This is a genomic window from Streptomyces afghaniensis (assembly GCF_044327915.1).
GTDB classification, from domain to species: domain Bacteria; phylum Actinomycetota; class Actinomycetes; order Streptomycetales; family Streptomycetaceae; genus Streptomyces; species Streptomyces afghaniensis.
In genome coordinates this window covers 575,989-594,177 of sequence record NZ_JBIRGJ010000001.1, presented here as the reverse complement: position 1 = coordinate 594,177, position 18,189 = coordinate 575,989, and the positions used below count along the sequence as shown (strand labels likewise).

Here is an 18,189-nt window from a genome sequence, read left to right as displayed (position 1 = left end):
GCGAGCGCGAGCCGTGCGTCCGGAGATAACCGGCCGGACAATCCGCCGTAACAAATTTCCGCGCACCTCTTGCTAAGAGCCGAGCCAGCCGCCTACCGTCCCAGCAACCGCTTACTACAGCTTCTGCTGACGCTTGGCCGAACCCCCCGCAACCGCGAGCCGATGGTTTCCGGCCGCCGTTCCTGGCCGGCACACCCGAGCCGCTGCCGTCCTCTCGTTCTGAGAACGCCTATTCCGAAGGATCACGGTCAGATGAACTTCACCAGCCCCCGGAGAAGGTTCGCCTCCGCCGCTGTCGCGGGTATCGCGCTGACAGGTCTGCTCTCCGCCTGCGGCGGATCCGGCTCGGGTGACGACGCCGCGTCGAAGTCCGGCCCGGTCACCCTCCCCTTCTGGGGCTGGGCCAACGGCCAGGAGGCGGTCGTCAAGGCGTTCAACGCCTCGCACAAGGACATCCAGCTGAAGTACACCAAGGTCACCGACCAGCTGACCATGCAGAAGCAGCTGACCAACGCGGTGAAGGCCGGCAACGCCCCCTGCCTGGTGCAGAACACCGCCGAGTACGTGACCAGCTGGGTCTCGCAGGGCGCGCTCGCCGACATCACGAGTTACGTCGAGGGCGAGAAGGACAAGTTCAACACCGGCGCCTGGGCGAGCGCGCAGGTGCAGGGCAAGCTCTACGGCGTGCCGACCAGCTCGGCGCCCCAGTTCACGATCTACCGCACGGACATCTTCAAGAAGTACGGCCTGAAGCCCCCGGCGACCTGGGACGACTTCATCGCCGCGGGCAAGGAGCTGAAGAAGCACAACATCAAGATCACCAACTACGCCGGTGAGGACCCGAGCACCCTGGAGGTGCTCGCCATGCAGGCCGGTGCGCACTGGTACGCGATCGACGGCAACGCCTGGAAGGTGAACTTCCAGGACGAGGGCACACTCAAGGCCGCGAAGGTGATCCAGGAGATCATCGACAACGACCTGAACGCCAAGCTGTCCTTCGCCGACTACGCGGCCGTGCAGCGCAGCTACGACACCGGCGCCACCGCCACCCGGCAGATCTCCACCTGGCAGATGGCCGGCATGGTGCAGAACTTCACCAAGTCGTTCGGCGACTGGGCCCTGGCCCCGTGGCCGACGTACAAGGGCGAGGCGCCCAAGACACCGGCCGGTACCAACCTGACCGGCAGCGTGACCCTGGTGACCGAGCAGTGCAAGAACCAGGAGCAGGCGGCGCAGGCCGCGCTGTGGATGTCCACGAACCAGGACGCGGTCAAGACGATGGCGAGCCCGGAGACCGGCAACGGCGTGATGCCGGCGCTGGCCGACAGCAAGTCCTACGTCGGTGAGTCGATCTCGCAGAAGCTGCTCGGCAAGAACTACGAGCCGGCGCAGAAGGTCGTGACGGACAGCCTGGGCACCGTCACCACCGACTGGACCTTCGGACCCAACTGGACCGCGATGTTCACCGAGCTCCAGGCGGGCTGGGCCAAGGTCGTCAGCAAGGAGCAGACGGTCACCGACCTGCTCGCGCACATGCAGGAGTGGACGGTCAAGGACCTGAAGTCCCGCGGTATCAGCGTCAAGGGCTGAGGCATTCGATGATTCGCTCCATGCGCTGGAAGGGTGCCGCGTTCACGGTGCCCTTCCAGCTCGGCTTCGTCTTTCTCTATCTGCTCCCGATCGGCTACGCCGTCTACGAGTCGCTGTACACGGAGAAGCAGTCCGGGCTGGGGCTCGGCGGCGCCACGACGGAGTTCGTCGGGCTCGACAACTACACCCAGGGCCTGACGGACTCGGCGTTCATGAACTCGATCCTGCGGGTGGTGCTCTTCGCCTGTGTGCAGATCCCGTTCATGCTGCTGATCAGCCTGCTGCTGGCGCTGTTCCTGGACGCGGTCACCTCAAGGGTGGCGAGCCGGTTCCGGATCCTGCTGCTGGTGCCGTACATGATCCCCGGCGTGGTCGCGGCGATCGTGTGGGTCAACCTCTACAGCCCGGACGTCGGCCCGCTCACCCCGATCGGCAAGGCCCTCGGGTTCGACTGGAACTTCTTCGCGCCGTCGATGGTGTGGCCGTCCATCGGCAACCTGCTGACCTGGCACGGCATCGGCTACAACATGGTGATCATCTACTCGGCGCTGCAGGGCGTGCCCCGCGAGCTGTTCGAGGCGGCCCGGCTCGACGGCGCCTCCGAGCTGCGGATCGCGCGCAGCATCAAGATCCCGTACGTGCGCGGGGCGCTGGTGCTGACGGGTCTGCTGTCGATCATCCAGATGCTCCAGATCTTCAACGAGCCGGCGCTGTTCCGGAACATCACCCCGCAGACGGTCAGCGACAGCTTCACCCCGATCATGATCATCTACAACCAGGCGTTCAACGCGGGCAACTACAACTACGCGGCCGCCCTGTCCGTGCTGCTGGCGTTGATCCTGGGCGTGGCCTCCTTCCTCTTCTACCGGCTCACCTCGAAGGAGGCCGACTGATGGTGCTGACCGAGCAGACCACCGAGCGGCCCCCCGTCCGCAGCGTCCGGCGCCTGACCCGTCCGGACGCCGCCTCCCGCGGGCGGGGTGGTCAGCGCTTCCTGCTGGTCGGGCTGATCCTGGCCAGTGTCTACAGCCTGTTCCCGGTGTGGTGGCTGATCGTCGCCGCGACCAAGGACCGCACGGCGCTGTACCAGAGCAACGGCCTGTGGTTCTCCGGCTGGCACCTGTGGGACAACCTGCAGCAGGTGTTCACCTACCAGGACGGCATCTTCCTGCGGTGGACGGCCAACTCGTTCCTGTACGCCGGGGTCGGCTCGCTCGGCGGCACGCTGATCGCGCTCGCAACCGGTTACGGTCTGGCACGCTTCGACTTCCCCGGCCGGAATGTCATCTTCGCGTGTGTCGTCGGCTCGTTCCTGATCCCGATCGCGCTGCTCACGCTGCCGCTGTATCTGCTGTTCTCCGCGCTCGGCATGGTGGACACCCCGTGGGCGATGCTGGTTCCCTGCCTGATCAACCCGTTCAGCGTGTATCTGGCCAAGGTGTACACCGAGGCCACGGTCCCCTACGAGCTGCTGGAGGCGGCCCGGATCGACGGCGCAGGCGAGCTGCGGATCTTCTTCAGCATCGTGCTGCGGATGATGACGACGGGCGGCGCGACGGTGTTCCTGCTGGCCTTCGTCAACACCTGGAACGCCTTCTTCCTCCCGCTGACCGTGCTGCGCGGCAAGGAGAACTGGACGCTCAACCTCGGCCTCTACAACTGGACCGGCACGCGGCTGGAGTCCGGCATCGACCTGACGGGCCTGGTGCTGACGGGTGCGCTGCTGTCCATCGTCCCGATGGCGATCATGATGGTCGCGATGCGCCGCTACTGGCGGACGGGCGTGACGCTCGGCGCCCTCAAGTGACCGGTGTCCAAGCCCTCAAGTGACCGGCGCCCGAGTGATCCCCCTCGCCTCTCCCTGACTCCCGGGGGCCGCAGGTGACCCTGACTCCCTGCGGTCCCCGGGTGCCCGATCCTCCCGGAGCCCTCGCGTGACCGTCCTGCACAACCCCGTCCTCCGCGGCTTCGCCCCCGACCCCTCCCTGATCCGGGTCGGCGACTGGTACTACGTGGCGACCAGCTCCTTCGAGTGGTTCCCGACGATCCCGGTCCACCGTTCCCGCGACCTGGCCCACTGGGAGTACGCGGGTCACGTCCGGGGCGCGGCCCCCGGCGGTTCGCTGGCCGGGGTGCCCGACTCCGGGGGCGTCTGGGCGCCGTCGCTGAGCTGGGACGGGGAACGGTTCTGGGTGACGTACACCGTCGTGCGCTCGGTCGGCACGCCGTACTTCGACCTGGACACCTACGTTTCGACGGCCACCGACGTGAGCGGCCCGTGGAGCACGCCGCGCCGGGTCGCGAGCCACGGCTTCGACCCGGCGCTGTTCCACGAGGACGGCAGGCTGTGGCTGCTGAACCTCCAGAACGACCACCGGCCGGGCGGCCGGAGGTTCGCCGGGATCGTCGTCACGGAGCTGGACCGGGACACCCTGGCGCCCGTCGGGCCGACGCGTCTGCTGCTCCAGCACGACCGGCTGATCGAGGGGCCGAAGCTGCTGCGGCGGGCCGGCTGGTACTACCTGGTGCTCGCGGAGGGCGGCACGGGCTGGGAGCACGGGGTGCGGGTGGCCCGCGCCCGGGAGCTGACCGGGCCGTACGAACTCGACGAACGGCCCTTGCTGACCACCCGGGACGACCCGGAGGTGCCGTTGCAGAAGGCCGGGCACGGCGAGCTGGTCGAGACGCCGGACGGGCAGTGGCTCCTCAGTCATCTGACGGCGCGTCCGCTGCACACGCCGCAGGGCCGCCGCTGCCCGCTCGGCCGGGAGACCGCGATCCAGGCGGTGACCTGGGACGCCGAGGGCTGGCCCCGGCTGCGGCAAGGCGGCTGGCACCCGGAGGTGGAGGTCGACGTACCGACGCGGCCGCACCCGCTGCCCCCCGCTGCCCCGTCCGGGGGTCTGTCCTGGCCGTGGAGCTCCCTGCGCGAGCCGCCGGACCCGTCCTGGGCCGACACGACGTCCCGGCCCGGCTGGATCCGGCTGCGCGGCCGGCACGGGCCGGAGTCCCGCTGGGCGAGCAGCCTGCTGGCGCAGCGCGTCACCGAGCACCACGCTCAGGCCGAGGTCACCGTCGAGGCGCGGCCGGTCACCTTCACCCAGGCCGCCGGGCTGGTGCTCTGGTACAACCCCGAGGCGTACCTCAGCCTGGACCTGACCTGGGCGGAACCCGAGGGCGAGCCGCAGCGCGGACAGCAGTGGCGGGGAACGCCCGGTGCGGGGGGCCGTACGGTGCTCAGCCTCGTGGAGCGTGAGGAGCAGGGCACCCGGCAGGTCGCGGTCGTGGAGGTGCCGGTGACGGCGCCCGTGACGCTGGGGGTGACGATCGAGGGGGCCGAGGCGCGCTTCTGGTACGTCCGGGACGGGGTGCGGACGGCGATCGGCCCGGCCCTGGACTTCGGCCGGCTCTCCGACGACCACGGTTCGCGGCTGCGCTTCACCGGTGCGATGGCGGGCATCCACGCCCGGGACCTCGTCGACGCGGCGTTCACGGCGGACTTCACGGGGTTCCGGCTGACCTGTTCCGGCTGACCTGCAGACCCGACTGATCGCGTTGTTCGGGGTTTCGAAAGTTTTGACCGGCGAGAACCGATGATTTCAGTTGTCTTCCCGCCGTCCTGCGCCGCACCTACAGTAGGAAGCGCTTTCTGCCCGGTCGGACTCCGGACCGCCGTGAGCAGCGCTGGTCGAAACTTTCCACGGCCCTCGGGCGGGCCGGAGAGGTGGGGTTCCCGATGGTCCGTACGGCGAGTGCGAGCGTGGCGGCAGGTCCGACGCTGGCGGTCGTGGCCCGCGAGGCGGGGGTGTCCGTGCCGACCGCGTCGAAGGTGGTCAACGGCCGGGAGGACGTGGCGCCCGAGACGCGCCGCCGCGTCACCGAGGCACTCGACCGGCTCGGCTATGTGCGCAGACCCCGGTTCGACGCGTCGAAGGCACCCCGGCTGGTCGACCTGGTCGTGCACTCGCTGGAGAGCTCCTGGTCGGGCGCGGTGCTGCACGGGGTGGAGGAGGCAGCGCACGACGCGGGCCTGGAGGTCGTGGTGTCGGCGGCCCTGACCCGCACCCGGGCCGGCCGTCCGGAGCGCGGCTGGCTGGACAAACTCGTCGCCCGGGGCTCCTCCGGGGTCCTGTTCAACCTCGCCGAACTGAGCGATTCCCAGTACGCCTGGCTGGAGCAGCACCGCATCCCGTTCGTGATGATCGACCCGGTCCAGGAACCGCCGGAGGGTGTCGCGTCGGTGGGCGCGGCGAACTGGCAGGGCGGTCTGACGGCCACGGAGCATCTGCTGTCCCTGGGCCACGAGCGCATCGCCGTCATCGCCGGTCACCGGCGCACGATGTGCAGCAGCGCCCGGGTCGCCGGTTACCGCTCGGCGCTCGCGTCGGCCGGGCTCCGGCACCGTGCCGAGTACGTCCGGCACGCCGGGTTCGACGAGAGCCTCGCCCGCCGCCGCATGCTGGAACTGCTCGACCTGCCCGAGCCGCCGACGGCCGTCTTCGTCTGCTCGGACGGGATGGCGCTCGGGGTGTACGAGGCGCTGGCCGAGCGGGGGTTGAGGGTCCCGGACGACGTCAGCGTGGTCGGCTTCGACGACCTGCCCGAGGCGCGCTGGGCCTCCCCCGCGCTGACCACGGTCCGCCAGCCGCTGTCCGAGATGGCCGCGACGGCCCTGCGGTCGCTGCTGCGCCTGATGGACGGCCACCACCCGGAGAGCACGCGGACGGAGCTGTCGACGCGACTGGTGGAACGGGCGAGCACGGCGGCGCCGCGCGGGTAGCGGCGGTGCACAGTGGCCAAGGACGGCCCGGTCATGACGCGCGACTCGCGCACGATCACCGACCCGGCCACCCTCCACGACCCCAGTTCACGGACACCGAACGGGAAAGTCGGCCTTGACCCAGAGGGCTCGGATGGCGGCGGCCGTGTCATCGGCGGGGGCGTCCTCAGTGCTCCAAATCCTGGCCTGGGCGGTGGCGTTGTCGACCGATGGCCAGCCCGGGTTCCCGGTGGCGGCGAAATCGGCCCACGCGCGCACCATGCGGCGTGCCAGTGCGTGGTCCGCAGGTGTGGGTGCGCCGCCGATGAGGAATGCCAGGCAGTCGGTGTCGAGGTTGCCGAAGGCGAAGGGGATGTCCGCACAGTGCCAGGCACGCACGGCCCCGTTCGGGCCGGTGCGCCGACGGTCGAAACGCGACAGGAACGCCCGGCCGCCGGCTCGGGCGTGAAGCTCCACGAGTCGGTTGCTGTACTCGCCGAACAGGAGATCCCCGAAAACGGCGAGGTAGACATCAAGCACCGGGGCATGGGGCATCGCAGCGCGATAGCCGGCCACCAGACCGTCAGGGAGGTTGAAGTCCTCGGCGAAGAGAGCCAGCTGCTCATCGGTGGTGACCTTCGCGCTGCTGCCGACGGCATCGAGCAGCCAGTACTCCTCAGTCGTGTGGCAGACCAGCAGGTCCACGTCCCGGGCCGCACCGGATGCCATCCCCGTGAGGGGGTCGGTGGGCAGTACGGCACCGTCGAGGACGGGGGCGTAGAGGGCGGGGTCGTAGTGGCGGGATCCGGAGGCCGGGTCACGCCGGTAGGCGTCGACCACCTTGTCGGAGGCGATGACCAGGGCCTGCGGAGTCGCGGATGTCAGGCCCTCGGGTGTGGCGGGGCAGCTGGCTGCCGCAGCGATCTCACGGGTGGTCGCCGCGGCGATGTCGAGCGTGTAACAAGGGCTGGCGGGGCTGTGAGCGATGGCACGGTGGAACAGGCCGCGGGCGCGGTCCATCACCATCAGGCAGGCAACCGAAGCGGCTCCTGAAGACTGGCCGGCGACCGTGACGTTGCCAGGATCGCCACCGAAGGCCGCGATGTTCTCACGAACCCAGCGCAGGGCCGCGATCTGGTCGAGCAGACCCCGGTTGTCCGGATAGGCGGTCGCTTCGACGGCGGGGACGTGGCCGAAACCTTCGAAACCGAGCCGGTAGTTGAGGGTGACCACGACCAGACCGGCGCCGGCCAGGCAGGTCCCGTCGAAATCGGGTTGGGCTGAGGACCCGAAGGTGTAGGCACCGCCGTGGATCCAGACCAGGACGGGCAGACGGCCGCCCTCGGGGGCTGGGGTCCATATGTTGACGGTGAGGATGTCCTCATCGTCGGGCGACCACACGGGTGCGCCCGGCAGCTCTGCCGACTGCGGAGCGACCGGGCCGAAGGCCGTGCAGTCCCGCACTCCGCTCCACGCCGGCGCCGGGCAGGGTTCCCGGAACCGATTGGCGCCGAACGGCGGGGCGGCATAGGGGATGCCGAGGACGGCGACGACTTCGGCGGAAGCCCGAAAACCTTGGACCGCACCGTTCTCCGTCCTGAAGATGTCCATCGGAACAATGCCTCTCATCACACGCCGGATCGCCAGGGAGCTGAGGTTCAGCTTTGCATTGGGCGGCACCCGACCAGCACCAAGATCATGATGATTGACGCCCGGTAGGCGCGTGTGACGGTCGCCCGGTCGGCAGCCGCACACCCCTACGCGCGCCGCGCGCCTGTCGCGGTGGGGAACTGGCCGGAACCGGTCGGCGTCGAACGATGCGGTGGGGAGGGGCCGTTGCCCGGGGCGGGGCGGCGGCGGGCAGTTGGGGGACGACCATGACACGCTGGCGGCCGCTTCCGGACGCACTGCCGAGGGAGGCACGGCATCTGGTCGCGCAACTGCGGGCCCTGAAGGACCGCACGGGTCTGAGCCTGGCCGAGCTGGCGCGGCGGACGGCGTACAGCAAGTCGTCGTGGCAGCGGTATCTCAGCGGGGCCAAGCAGCCGCCGAGGGGCGCGGTGCAGGCGCTGTGCCGGGTGGCGGGGGCGGACCAGGCGCGGCTGCTGGCGCTGTGGGACCTGGCGGACCAGACGTGGCCGCACGGCGCGGCGGTGCCGGTGGCCCCGGCCGGGCAGGCGGTGGACGCGGCGATGCCGCCGCCCGGCGCCGAGTACCGGCGGTGGCGGGCGGCGGCGTTGGTCTCCTTCGCGGTCATCGTGGTGCTGCTGGCCGGGCTGCTGTGGGTGCTGCCGGCCAGGAGCGGGTGAGGGCAGGTCAGCCGAGGCTGCGGTAGTGGGCGTTCTTCCAGGGCCCGACGTTCTTCAGCTTCACCTGGTACTTGCCGCTCACGCGCTTGAAGTTGACGTTCCGCGTGTCGCCCTTGTACTGGACGATGTTCCCCGGGTGGCTCTGCAGCCGGGTCTGGGCGAAGTCCCAGCTCTCGCTGACGACGACACCGTCGGTCTCCGGCAGGTTGTGCCGGCTCTGCCACCACTGCGTGGCCGACTCCGTCTCCGGCCCGAACGAGCCGTCGATCTGGCTCTTCTTGAAGGGCCGCCACTCCCCCTCGTCGTCCTCCCACTGGGCGCCGTCCGCCCACAGGACGGTCTCCCACAGGGCGATGGCGTTGCCCCTGGCGTAGGCCTCGACGCCGAGGTTCTCCTCGTCCTCCCAGTCGTTGCCGACGGCACCACCGCCGTCGATTCCGAAGTAAGCGGGTGCGGCGCCCGCGGCCGGCGCGAGGGCGATTCCGGTGCCACCGGCCCCCAGCAGTACGGCTGTCACCATCGCCATGGCCCGATTGCGCATGCTCATGCGGTCTTCCTTTCCGAACCGCCGTCACCCGTGGGTTCCCCCTGGGGCGGCTCGTCTCATCTGGCACGGCACAGCCTCACGGGCCGGGGGCGGCCGGAGCGAGCTTTCCCGCCGTACGCGGACCGCCCAGGGACGGTTCACGAGCGGGGCGGCGGCGTCCCGGCGGAGGGTGGGACGCACGGGACCCGAATGGGCCGGGGCGGGACGGATCCTTCCGGGACCGCCGTTGCAGGCGTCTGCCGCGGTCGCACGCCGCGGTTGGGGCGGCGCCCCGATGGCCACGCGGCACGACGCCCGGCGCCTGCCGGATGGGGGACGGCACGATCCACCACGGGACGGCCTAAGTCTGTTCCATCAGCCGCTTGAGGGCGGTGAGGTCGGCGGTCACCGCCTCCGCGTCGCGGTGGAAGTCCTCGTCGCGCATCCAGGGCCGGCGGCGCAGGGTGAAGACCACCTCGCACCCGGGGCCGTCGGTGAGCACCCGCATCGGGTTGTGGACGGTCTCCCCCGAGGGCAGTGTGACGTCGTGGTCGAGCACGCCGAAGTCGTTCCTGGGCGTGAAGTCCACCACGACCCGCCCCAGGGGCGACTCCCCCACCCACCGGCCGTCCACGAGCTCGATGGAACGGGCCAGTCCGGGAGCCCAGCCGGGGACGTTGGCGGGGTCCGAGACGTAGTCGTAGACCTCCCGGGCGGGCCGGTCGATGGAGATGCCGAGGTGCCTTGAATGCCGTGTCGTGGTCGTCATGGCGGCGACGTTACGGGCCTGCCCGGGGGGCCGTCTTGAACGGATCGGACGCCGCGCGAGGGGTGTCCGATTCCTTCAAGACCGAGCGCCGCGGGCCTGCCTACGGTGGGCCCATGACTGCACGATTCGATGCCATCGGCCTGGTCGTCTCCGACATGGCCGCCTCCGTAGCCTTCTACCGCCGGCTCGGCTTCGCCTTCCCGGAGGGCGCCGAGAACCAGCCGCACTCCGAGGCCGGGCTGCCCGGCGGACTGCGGCTGATGCTCGACACCGAGGAGACGGTCCGCTCCTTCCTGCCCGAGTGGCGGCCGCCGACGGACGGCGGCCGGACCTCGCTGGCCCTGCGGTGTGACGGGCCGGAGGAAGTGGACGCGCTGTACGCGGAGTTGGTGAGCGCCGGGTGCCAGGGTGAGCTGAAGCCCTGGGACGCCTTCTGGGGGCAGCGGTACGCCGTCGTGCTCGACCCGGACGGCAACGGGGTGGACCTGTTCGCTCCGCTAGCCGCGACGGGCGAGTAGCTCCCCCAGCGGCAGGCCCGCCAGCTCTCTGACGTCCCGGGCGAGATGGGCCTGGTCGGCGTAACCGGCCCGGGCGGCCGTGTCCGCGAAGGGCACACCGCGACGGGCCAGCGCGAGGGCGCGGCGCAGCCGCAGGATCCGGGCCAGGGTCTTGGGTCCGTAGCCGAACGCGGTCAGCGAACGGCGGTGCAACTGGCGTGCCCCCAGGCCGAGTTCGTCGGCGGTCGCGGCGACGGGCCGGCCCGCGCCGAGGGCGGTCACGACCTGCCGCAGCAGCGGGTCCGGCGGGTCGGCACCGGCCGCCTGCCGCAGGGCGAGGTCCTCGAGTCCGCTCGCCGGGTCGGCGGCGGCGTTCACCCGTGCCGCCAGTCGCCGTACCTCCGAGGCCCGCCACAGATCCGCGAGCTCGACGCGGCGGTCGCGCAGCTCGTGCGCCGGTACGCCGAGCAGGGCCGGGGCCGTGCCCGGGTAGAAGCGGACGCCGGCCCAGGTACCGGTCTCGCCGTCGGTGAGGTACGCGTGCGTGTCGGGCCCCGCGACCAGCAGCCGCCCCTCGTGCCACAGCAGGTCCATGCACCCGTCGGGCAGCACACGCGCCGCCCCGTCCCGCTCCGGGGCATTGCTCCACACGACCGCTCCCGACAGCCGTGACGCCCGCTCCACGTACACGTAGGCCAGGCTACGCCGCCGGCCGCGAGGCTGCCGCGAGCGTCCCGGGCCGGGCTGCCCCACCACCGCTGACCAGGGCGCCCGGCCAGGGCACCGTGGCTCCCGGCCGCTATCCCACCCGGCCCCGGTACTCCACCGGGCTCAACCCGTACACCCGCTTGAACGCCGTCGACAAGGCGAACGCGCTGCCGTACCCCACCCGGCGGGCCACCGCGTCGAGCGTGTCCTCGGAGTCGCGCAGACGGTCGGCGGCGAGGGCGAGGCGCCAGCCGGTGAGGTACGCCATCGGAGGCTCGCCGACCAGGGCGGTGAAGCGGCGGGCGAGTGCGGCGCGGGACACCCCGGCCTTGGCGGCGAGCGCGGCAACGGTCCACGGGTGGGCGGGGTCGTCCTGGAGCAGGCGCAGGACGCCGCCGACCACCGGGTCGGCCAGGGCCCGGTACCAGGCGGGGGCCTCCGCCTCGGGGCGGGCGAACCACGCGCGCAGCGCGGCGATGACCAGCAGGTCCAGCAGCCGGTCCAGGACGACCTCCTGGCCGGGCTCGTCCCGCACGATCTCCTCGGAGACGAACGGCGTGAGCGGGCAGTCCCACACGTCGGACGTGAGGGCGAGCAGCGGCGGCAGCGCGTCCAGCAGCCGGCCGCTGATCTCGCCCTGCATCGGGTACGTGCCGATCAGCATCACCGTGGACCCGTCGAGCCGGTCGCCCCAGGTGCGCACGCCCAGGTCCATGGAGCCGTTGAGGGGGCGTCCGTCCGGGTAGCGGCACTCCTGGCCGGGCAGGATCAGGGCCTGCGGTGCCGTACCGGGGGCGTCCGCGCAGGTGTACGGGTGCGGGCCGCGGGCGATGGCGAGGTCCCCGGCCCGTAGCAGGGTCCGCTCGCCCCGGTCGGGCAGGACCCAGGCCTCGCCGCGCACGACGAGCATCACGGTGAGCGGCGCCCGGTCCTCCACGCGTACCGCCCACGGCGGGTCGAAGCACGCCCTGATCATGAACGCGCCCCTGGCGCGCGGGCCCTCCAGCAACCCTGCAAGGGGGTCCCCCCGCGTGAGCGTGTTCGAGCGTGGGGGCGCGTCCATGGGATCAGCCTAGACGCGGGCGTATGGGAATGAGCCGTTCAGCGATGGTTCCGTGCGGTGTACGGCAGTTGACTCGACGGCATGACGAACACGACGCGGGACACACAGGGAATGACAGTTGTGGTGACGGGCGCCTCTGGCCGTACGGGCAGCCGGGTGGCACGGGCGGCGAAGGCGGCCGGGCTCACGGTACGGGCGGCGTCGCGGGCGACCGGTTTCGACTGGTGGGACCGCTCGACCTGGGCGGACGCCCTGCGCGGCGCCGATGCGGCCTACCTCGCGTACCCCTCGGACGTCGGCGCGCCGGGCGCCGCCGAGGCGGTCGGGGACCTCGCGCGGGAGGCGGTCGGGCTCGGGGTGCGGCGGCTGGTGCTGCTGTCCGGGCGCGGCGAGGATCAGGCCCTGCCGACCGAGGAGGCGCTGCACGCGTCGGGGGCGCAGTGGACGGTCCTGCGGGCCGCGTGGTTCGCGCAGAACTTCAGCGAGGGACCGTTGGTGGCGGAGCTGCGGGAGCGCGGGGAGCTGGTGTTCCCGGCCGACGGGGTGCGGGAGCCGTTCCTCGACGTGCGGGACATCGCGGACGTGACGGTGACCGCCCTGACGTCCGGCGACCGGTACGTGGCCCGGACGGTCACCCTCTCCGGGCCACGTCTGCTCACCTTCGGTGAGGCGGTCGCGGAAATCGCCGAGTCGACGGGCCGCCCACTCGCCTACCGGGCGGTGTCGACACAGGAGTACGGCGAGATCCTGCTCGGCTTCGGCGTCCCGCCGCAGGAGGTCACGGCCCTGACCGGAATCTTCGACACCCTCCTCGACGGCCGCAACGCACACGTCTCGGACGGCGTACGGGAGGTCCTGGACCGCGCGCCCAGGGACTTCGCGGCCTTCGTACGGGAGGAGACGGCGGCGGGAACATGGCAGGCGTGACGACGACGGGCCGGGCCCCGGAGACACGTGACGGTGCGTCGCCTGCCGACGAGCACGCGGGACCCCGGAAGTCTTGCCGACGGCGACCCGCCCGCCGAACGACACCCGAGGCCCCGGCCAGGCCAGGACCCGAACGAGGCGACGCCGCCGGGCCGCCTGCCGGCACGGGCCACGGCCAGGCCGGACCCCAACAGGGCGAGTGACAGCCAGACGCCGGGCGGCGGGCCGGGCCAGGGATGAGCGACGACACGTCGCCCACCGACATCCAGCGCCAGCCGCCGGCCGCCGGACACCGGAAGCCGCGACGACGACCACCCGCCCGCAGAGCAGGCAGGGCACATCGCGAGCAGGCCACGCCCGAAGCCACCCCGGCGGCGACGCGGCAGCCACAGTCCCGTCGGGCGGGGCCGAACGCGTGCCCGTTACGCGACCCAGAAGCCGAGTGACGGCACGTCGCCCACCGACATCCAGCCGCCGGACACCGGAAGCCGCGACGACGGCCAGCCGCCCGCAGGGCAGGCAGGGCGCATTGCGAGCAGGCCGGACCCGCCCGCCCCGGCGGCGATGCGGCGATACGCAGGCCGATTACTTGTCGGCGGGCGGTGGTGGCTCCCCGTTGGAGTGGCCGGGGCCCTTCGTGTGGGTGCTCTTCACGTGGGTCCGCAGGCGGGCCGTGACGTCCTCCGGGGGGAGGAAGCGGGACCAGCGTTCCGGGAACTCGGAGGGCATGTCGGGGTCGGACTCTCCCGCGGCGGCGGCGCGGGCGACGTACTCGGCGACCTGCGCCTGCCGCAGGCGTTCGTTGGCCTCGCGGGCCGCGGCCGTCGCGGCGGCCGGCCAGACCCGGTCGATGGCGGCGTTGACGGCGGCCCCGACGAGCACGGCGAACGCGGACACACCGATCCACAGCAGCACGGCGACGGGCGCGGCCAGGGAGCCGTAGATCGTCGGGCCCTCGACCGTGCTGGTCAGGTAGATCCGCAGCAGGAAGCTGCCGAGGACCCACATGCCGAGGGCGACGAGCGCGCCGGGCACGTCCTCGATCCACGGGGAGCGGACGGGGACGGACACGTGGTAGAGCGTGGTCAGGAAGGCGATCGACAGGAGGATGACGACCGGCCAGTAGAGGACCTGTACGACCGTGGTCGACCACGGCACGATCCGTACGACCGCGTCCGGCCCGGCCACCATCAGCGGCAGCGCGATCGAGCCGATCAGCAGGGCGACGATGAACAGCGCGAAGGCCATCAGGCGGGTCTTCACGATGCCCCGGACGCCGTCGAGGCCGTACATGACGGTGATGGTGTCTATGAAGACGTTCACGGCGCGGGAGCCGGACCACAGGGCGAACAGGAAGCCGATGGAGATGACGTCGGGCCGGCCGCCCTTCATCACGTCGTGCAGGATCGGCTCGGCGATCTGCCGCACGCCCCGGTCGGACAGCACCGTGCGGGCGGCCTCCAGGATGTTGGCCTGGAGGCTCTCGATGGTGTCGGCGCCGGTCCAGGCGTCGACGTAGCCGAGCAGTCCGATCATGCTGAGCAGCAGCGGCGGCACCGACAGCAGCGTGAAGAACGCGGCCTCCGCCGCCAGGCCCAGGATGCGGTACTCGATGCAGGAGTTGACGGTGTCCTTGAGCAACAGCCAGGCGGTCCTGCGCTTGGAGACGTTCCGGTAGAGAGCACGCGCCCGGTGGAGGCGCCCGGAGGGTGTGTCGGGGGTTTCACTTGCTGGCTGCACCCCCTAACGGTATCCGCCGCGCCTGACCGTACTCACCCACAGGTTGGTCTGCGGCATCCGGCCCCCGCCGCCGGGTGACCAAGGTGCCGCCCCGGGGTACTTTCGCACCATGGCTGGCAGCACCCACTCCGTGAACAACCAGGTCCCGCCGCTGGTCGGGTACGACGTCTTCTCGGCCGACCGGGCCCTCACGGCGGCGGTCGAACGGCATCTGGATCCCGGCCCGCGCGACGAGGTGCTCGGCGAGCTCTCGGCGCTCGGGCGGTCCGCCGGCTCGGCCCAGGTGCAGGAGTGGGGGGCGCAGGCCAACGAGAACCCGCCCCGGCTGCGCACCCACGACCGGTACGGGCACCGGATCGACGAGGTCGAGTTCCACCCGTCCTGGCACCGGCTGCTCGGCAAGGGCGTCGCGGCCGGTCTGACCGCGGCGTGGGACCGGCCGGCCGGGCATCTGCGGCGGGCCGCCGCCTTCCTGGTGTGGACGCAGGCCGAGGCCGGCAACGGCTGCCCGCTGTCGATGACGCACGCGGCGGTGCCCGCCCTGCGCACCGACCCGGCCCTGGCCGCCGAGTGGGAGCCGCGGCTGACGTCCATGGTCTACGACCGTGAGCTCAGGCCCGCGCGCCTCAAGGCAGGGGCGCTGTTCGGAATGGGCATGACGGAGAAGCAGGGCGGCAGCGACGTACGGGCGGGCACGACGTCCGCGCGGCCGCTCGCCGAGGACGGGACGTACGAACTGACCGGGCACAAGTGGTTCTGCTCGGCGCCGATGTCCGACGGTTTCCTGGTGCTGGCGCAGGCGCCGGGCGGGCTCACCTGCTTCCTGGTGCCACGGGTGCTGGCGGACGGCACGCGCAACGTGTTCCTGCTCCAGCGGCTCAAGGACAAGCTCGGCAACCGGTCGAACGCCTCGGCCGAGGTGGAGTTCGACGGGACATGGGCGCGCAGGGTCGGCGAGGAGGGGCGCGGGGTGCGCACCATCATCGAGATGGTGGCGGCGACCCGGCTCGACTGTGTGCTGGGCTCGGCGGGGCTGATGCGGCAGGCCGTGGCGCAGGCGGTGCACCACTGCACGTACCGGGAGGCGTTCGGCGGGAAGCTCGCCGACAAGCCGCTGATGCGCAACGTCCTCGCCGACCTCGCCCTGGAGTCGGAGGCGGCGACGACGCTGGCGCTGCGGCTCGCTGCGGCCTGCGACGACGGCGGCGAGCAGGAGCGGGCACTGCTGCGGATCGCGGTGCCGGCGGCCAAGTACTGGGTGACCAAACGGTGCCCGCCGGTGGCGGTGGAGGCGGCCGAGTGCCTCGGCGGCAACGGCTACGTGGAGGAGTCCGGGCTGCCCCGGCTGGTGCGCGAGTCGCCGCTCAACTCGATCTGGGAGGGTGCGGGCAACGTCCAGGCCCTCGACGTGCTGCGGGCGTTGCAGCGGGAGCCGGGGGCGCTCGACGCGTATCTGCGGGAGGTCGGGCAGGCGCGCGGCGCCGATCACCGGCTCGACGGGGCCATCAAGAACCTGCTGACCGAACTCGCCGATCTGGAGGGCGTTGAGGGGCGGGCGCGGCGGCTGGCGGAGCGGCTGGCGCTGGTGCTCCAGGGGTCGCTGCTGGTCCGTTTCGCGCCACCGCAGGTCGCCGACGCGTTCTGCGCGGCGCGGCTGGGCGGCGACGGGGGTGCGGCGTTCGGGACGCTGCCGCACACGCTCGATCTGGCGTCGGTGGTGGAGCGGGCCCGGCCGGTGGCCTGATCCGGGCAGCCGAAGCGGAGGTGGTGCTGCGCCGACACGGCACCACCCCCGCCGCACTGGCCCGTTCGAGCCACTGAACGCCGCTCGGGACGGCGCCGCTCAAGTTTCGGACACGGCCGGGCTGTCCACCAGGGTTGCAAGGGGTTGCAACTTGCTGGTGACTGTGAGCGGACTGGGCGCGTCCGTCAGGGGGCAGACGGCACTATGAGACGGACAGTCAGAAGAGAGTCGGAAAGGACTCCGGGGGGCCCACGCCTATGGATGTCACGCAGCTCGCCGCCGGGGACACCACGCGTGCTGCCCGGGTGCTCAGCGAGGTCCGTTCCGCCCGGCTGTCCGGGCAGCCCGTGCCCGTGCCGCCGCGCCGGGTGATCGAGCAGTCCTGGGAGCGGATGCTGCGTAGCGGTGTCGATCCGGACCACGACTTCCGATCGGATCTGCTGTCCCGCGAGGAGGTGCAGCGGCGGCGCGAGACGTCGGTGCTGCGTCATGTGCTGCCGGTGCTGCGGGAGGGGCTGCTGGGGTTCGCGGACGTCGCGCACCACATCATGGTGGTCGCCGACGAGGAGGGCCGGGTGCTGTGGCGCGAGGGCAGCGCGCCGGTGCTGCGCAAGGCCGACGGGCTGGGCTTCGAACTCGGCGCGGACTGGCGTGAGGACGTCGTCGGCACGAACGGTCTGGGCACCCCGGCGGTGGTGCGCCGGCCCGTACAGGTCTTCGCCTCCGAGCACTTCGTGCGTTCCCAGGCCGGCTGGACCTGTGCCGGTGCTCCGCTGACGGATCCGCGGGACGGCCGGCTGCTCGGCGTGGTGGACGTGAGCGGTCCGCTGGAGACGATGCATCCGGCGACGCTCGCCTGGGTCGACTCGGTGGCGAAACTAGCCGAGGCCCGGCTGCGGGAGCGGCACCTGGAGTCGCTGGAGCGGCTGCGCGCGGTGGCGGCGCCGGTGCTGGCCCGGCTGGACGGGCGTGCCCTGGTCGTCGACCGGGACGGCTGGACCGCCGCGGTCAGCGGGATGCCGTACACGCGGCGCGTGGCCGTGCCCAAGTCCCTGACGCCGGGCCCGAGGTGGGTGCCGGTGCTCGGGCTGTGCTCGGTGGAGCCGCTGGCCGGGGGCTGGCTGCTGCGGTCGGCCGCCGACGAGCCGGCGGCGCGCGGGGCGGCCAGGATCGTGCTGGACCTGAGACAGGCCCGCGGCTGGACGGTGGCGGTCTCCGGCGGCGCGGGCTCCTGGACCCGTGAACTGAGTCCCCGGCACGCCGAGTTGCTGTATCTCCTCGCCGTTCACCGCACCGGCCGCAGCGCCTCGGACCTGGCCGGCGACGTGTTCGGCGACCCGGCCCGCACGGTGACGGTGCGTGCCGAGATGTCGCGGGTACGGCGCTACCTCGGCGCGTTCCTGGAACACCGGCCGTACCGCTTCGCCGAGGACGCCGAGGTCGAGGTGCTCCTCCCGGACGACCCGAACGGCCTGCTGCCGCACTCGACGGCACCGGCGGTGGGGAGGCTGCGCGGCTCCGCACCGGCCCCCTGAGGTTCACGGGACGTGCCGTCCG

Annotated in this window: 16 protein-coding genes; 10 read left to right on the top strand and 6 right to left on the bottom strand. The window is 71.9% G+C overall.

Features of this window, described 5'->3' with window-relative positions; all coding sequences use genetic code 11:
* Nucleotides 1-252 precede the first annotated feature (252 nt).
* The 5 genes from ACH4G3_RS02490 to ACH4G3_RS02470 all read left to right on the top strand — a co-directional run bounded on the left by ACH4G3_RS02490 (nt 253) and on the right by ACH4G3_RS02470 (nt 6,370).
* Entirely contained in the window at nt 253-1,590 is a 1,338-nt protein-coding gene (locus ACH4G3_RS02490) for an ABC transporter substrate-binding protein (protein WP_397622692.1), read from the top strand.
* An 8-nt stretch (nt 1,591-1,598) separates the two neighbouring features.
* On the top strand, nt 1,599-2,483 hold the full coding sequence (locus tag ACH4G3_RS02485; protein ID WP_356520023.1) for a carbohydrate ABC transporter permease: 885 nt from the start codon (nt 1,599-1,601) through the stop codon (nt 2,481-2,483).
* Nucleotides 2,483-3,397 (top strand): carbohydrate ABC transporter permease, encoded by a 915-nt coding sequence (locus ACH4G3_RS02480; RefSeq protein WP_397622691.1) that lies wholly within the window; start codon nt 2,483-2,485, stop codon nt 3,395-3,397. Before ACH4G3_RS02485 ends, ACH4G3_RS02480 begins: the two co-directional genes overlap by 1 nt.
* Nucleotides 3,398-3,524: 127 nt before the next feature.
* Entirely contained in the window at nt 3,525-5,123 is a 1,599-nt protein-coding gene (locus tag ACH4G3_RS02475) for a glycoside hydrolase family 43 protein (RefSeq protein WP_397622690.1), read from the top strand.
* A gap of 203 nt (nt 5,124-5,326) precedes the next feature.
* Entirely contained in the window at nt 5,327-6,370 is a 1,044-nt protein-coding gene (locus ACH4G3_RS02470) for a LacI family DNA-binding transcriptional regulator (RefSeq protein ID WP_397622689.1), read from the top strand.
* Between the two features lie 87 nt (nt 6,371-6,457).
* Here ACH4G3_RS02470 and ACH4G3_RS02465 read toward each other — a convergent pair whose 3' ends face one another.
* Nucleotides 6,458-7,960 (bottom strand): carboxylesterase/lipase family protein, encoded by a 1,503-nt coding sequence (locus ACH4G3_RS02465; RefSeq protein WP_397622688.1) that lies wholly within the window; start codon nt 7,958-7,960, stop codon nt 6,458-6,460.
* 266 nt (nt 7,961-8,226) lie between these two features.
* Here ACH4G3_RS02465 and ACH4G3_RS02460 point away from each other — a divergent pair, with 266 nt between their 5' ends.
* Nucleotides 8,227-8,658 (top strand): helix-turn-helix domain-containing protein, encoded by a 432-nt coding sequence (locus tag ACH4G3_RS02460; RefSeq protein WP_397622687.1) that lies wholly within the window; start codon nt 8,227-8,229, stop codon nt 8,656-8,658.
* Nucleotides 8,659-8,665: 7 nt separating this feature from the next.
* On the opposite strand, the gene ACH4G3_RS02455 is transcribed toward ACH4G3_RS02460, so the two are convergent.
* Nucleotides 8,666-9,205 (bottom strand): peptidoglycan-binding domain-containing protein, encoded by a 540-nt coding sequence (locus ACH4G3_RS02455; protein WP_397622686.1) that lies wholly within the window; start codon nt 9,203-9,205, stop codon nt 8,666-8,668.
* A gap of 340 nt (nt 9,206-9,545) precedes the next feature.
* Nucleotides 9,546-9,953, bottom strand: a complete 408-nt coding sequence (locus ACH4G3_RS02450) for an SRPBCC family protein (RefSeq protein WP_397622685.1) — start codon at nt 9,951-9,953, stop codon at nt 9,546-9,548.
* A 113-nt stretch (nt 9,954-10,066) separates the two neighbouring features.
* On the opposite strand from ACH4G3_RS02450, the gene ACH4G3_RS02445 reads away from it, so the two are divergent.
* Nucleotides 10,067-10,471 (top strand): VOC family protein, encoded by a 405-nt coding sequence (locus tag ACH4G3_RS02445; protein ID WP_397622684.1) that lies wholly within the window; start codon nt 10,067-10,069, stop codon nt 10,469-10,471.
* Here the strand turns inward: ACH4G3_RS02445 and ACH4G3_RS02440 are convergent.
* Both ACH4G3_RS02440 and ACH4G3_RS02435 read right to left on the bottom strand, forming a co-directional pair.
* The gene (locus tag ACH4G3_RS02440) at nt 10,451-11,140 is read right to left on the bottom strand and encodes a DUF6597 domain-containing transcriptional factor (protein ID WP_397622683.1); all 690 of its coding nucleotides are present in this window, start codon (nt 11,138-11,140) and stop codon (nt 10,451-10,453) included. The two genes, ACH4G3_RS02445 and ACH4G3_RS02440, sit on opposite strands and share 21 nt — an antisense overlap.
* A 109-nt stretch (nt 11,141-11,249) precedes the next feature.
* Entirely contained in the window at nt 11,250-12,221 is a 972-nt protein-coding gene (locus ACH4G3_RS02435) for an AraC family transcriptional regulator (RefSeq protein ID WP_397622682.1), read from the bottom strand.
* Between the two features lie 81 nt (nt 12,222-12,302).
* On the opposite strand from ACH4G3_RS02435, the gene ACH4G3_RS02430 reads away from it, so the two are divergent.
* On the top strand, nt 12,303-13,148 hold the full coding sequence (locus ACH4G3_RS02430) for a Rossmann-fold NAD(P)-binding domain-containing protein (protein ID WP_397622681.1): 846 nt from the start codon (nt 12,303-12,305) through the stop codon (nt 13,146-13,148).
* Between the two features lie 585 nt (nt 13,149-13,733).
* Here the strand turns inward: ACH4G3_RS02430 and ACH4G3_RS02425 are convergent.
* Nucleotides 13,734-14,888 (bottom strand): YihY/virulence factor BrkB family protein, encoded by a 1,155-nt coding sequence (locus ACH4G3_RS02425; protein WP_397622680.1) that lies wholly within the window; start codon nt 14,886-14,888, stop codon nt 13,734-13,736.
* A gap of 109 nt (nt 14,889-14,997) precedes the next feature.
* On the opposite strand from ACH4G3_RS02425, the gene ACH4G3_RS02420 reads away from it, so the two are divergent.
* Both ACH4G3_RS02420 and ACH4G3_RS02415 read left to right on the top strand, forming a co-directional pair.
* Nucleotides 14,998-16,632, top strand: a complete 1,635-nt coding sequence (locus tag ACH4G3_RS02420; protein WP_397622679.1) for an acyl-CoA dehydrogenase family protein — start codon at nt 14,998-15,000, stop codon at nt 16,630-16,632.
* A gap of 257 nt (nt 16,633-16,889) precedes the next feature.
* Nucleotides 16,890-18,167 (top strand): GAF domain-containing protein, encoded by a 1,278-nt coding sequence (locus tag ACH4G3_RS02415; RefSeq protein ID WP_397622678.1) that lies wholly within the window; start codon nt 16,890-16,892, stop codon nt 18,165-18,167.
* The last annotated feature ends 22 nt before the right edge of the window (nt 18,168-18,189 follow it).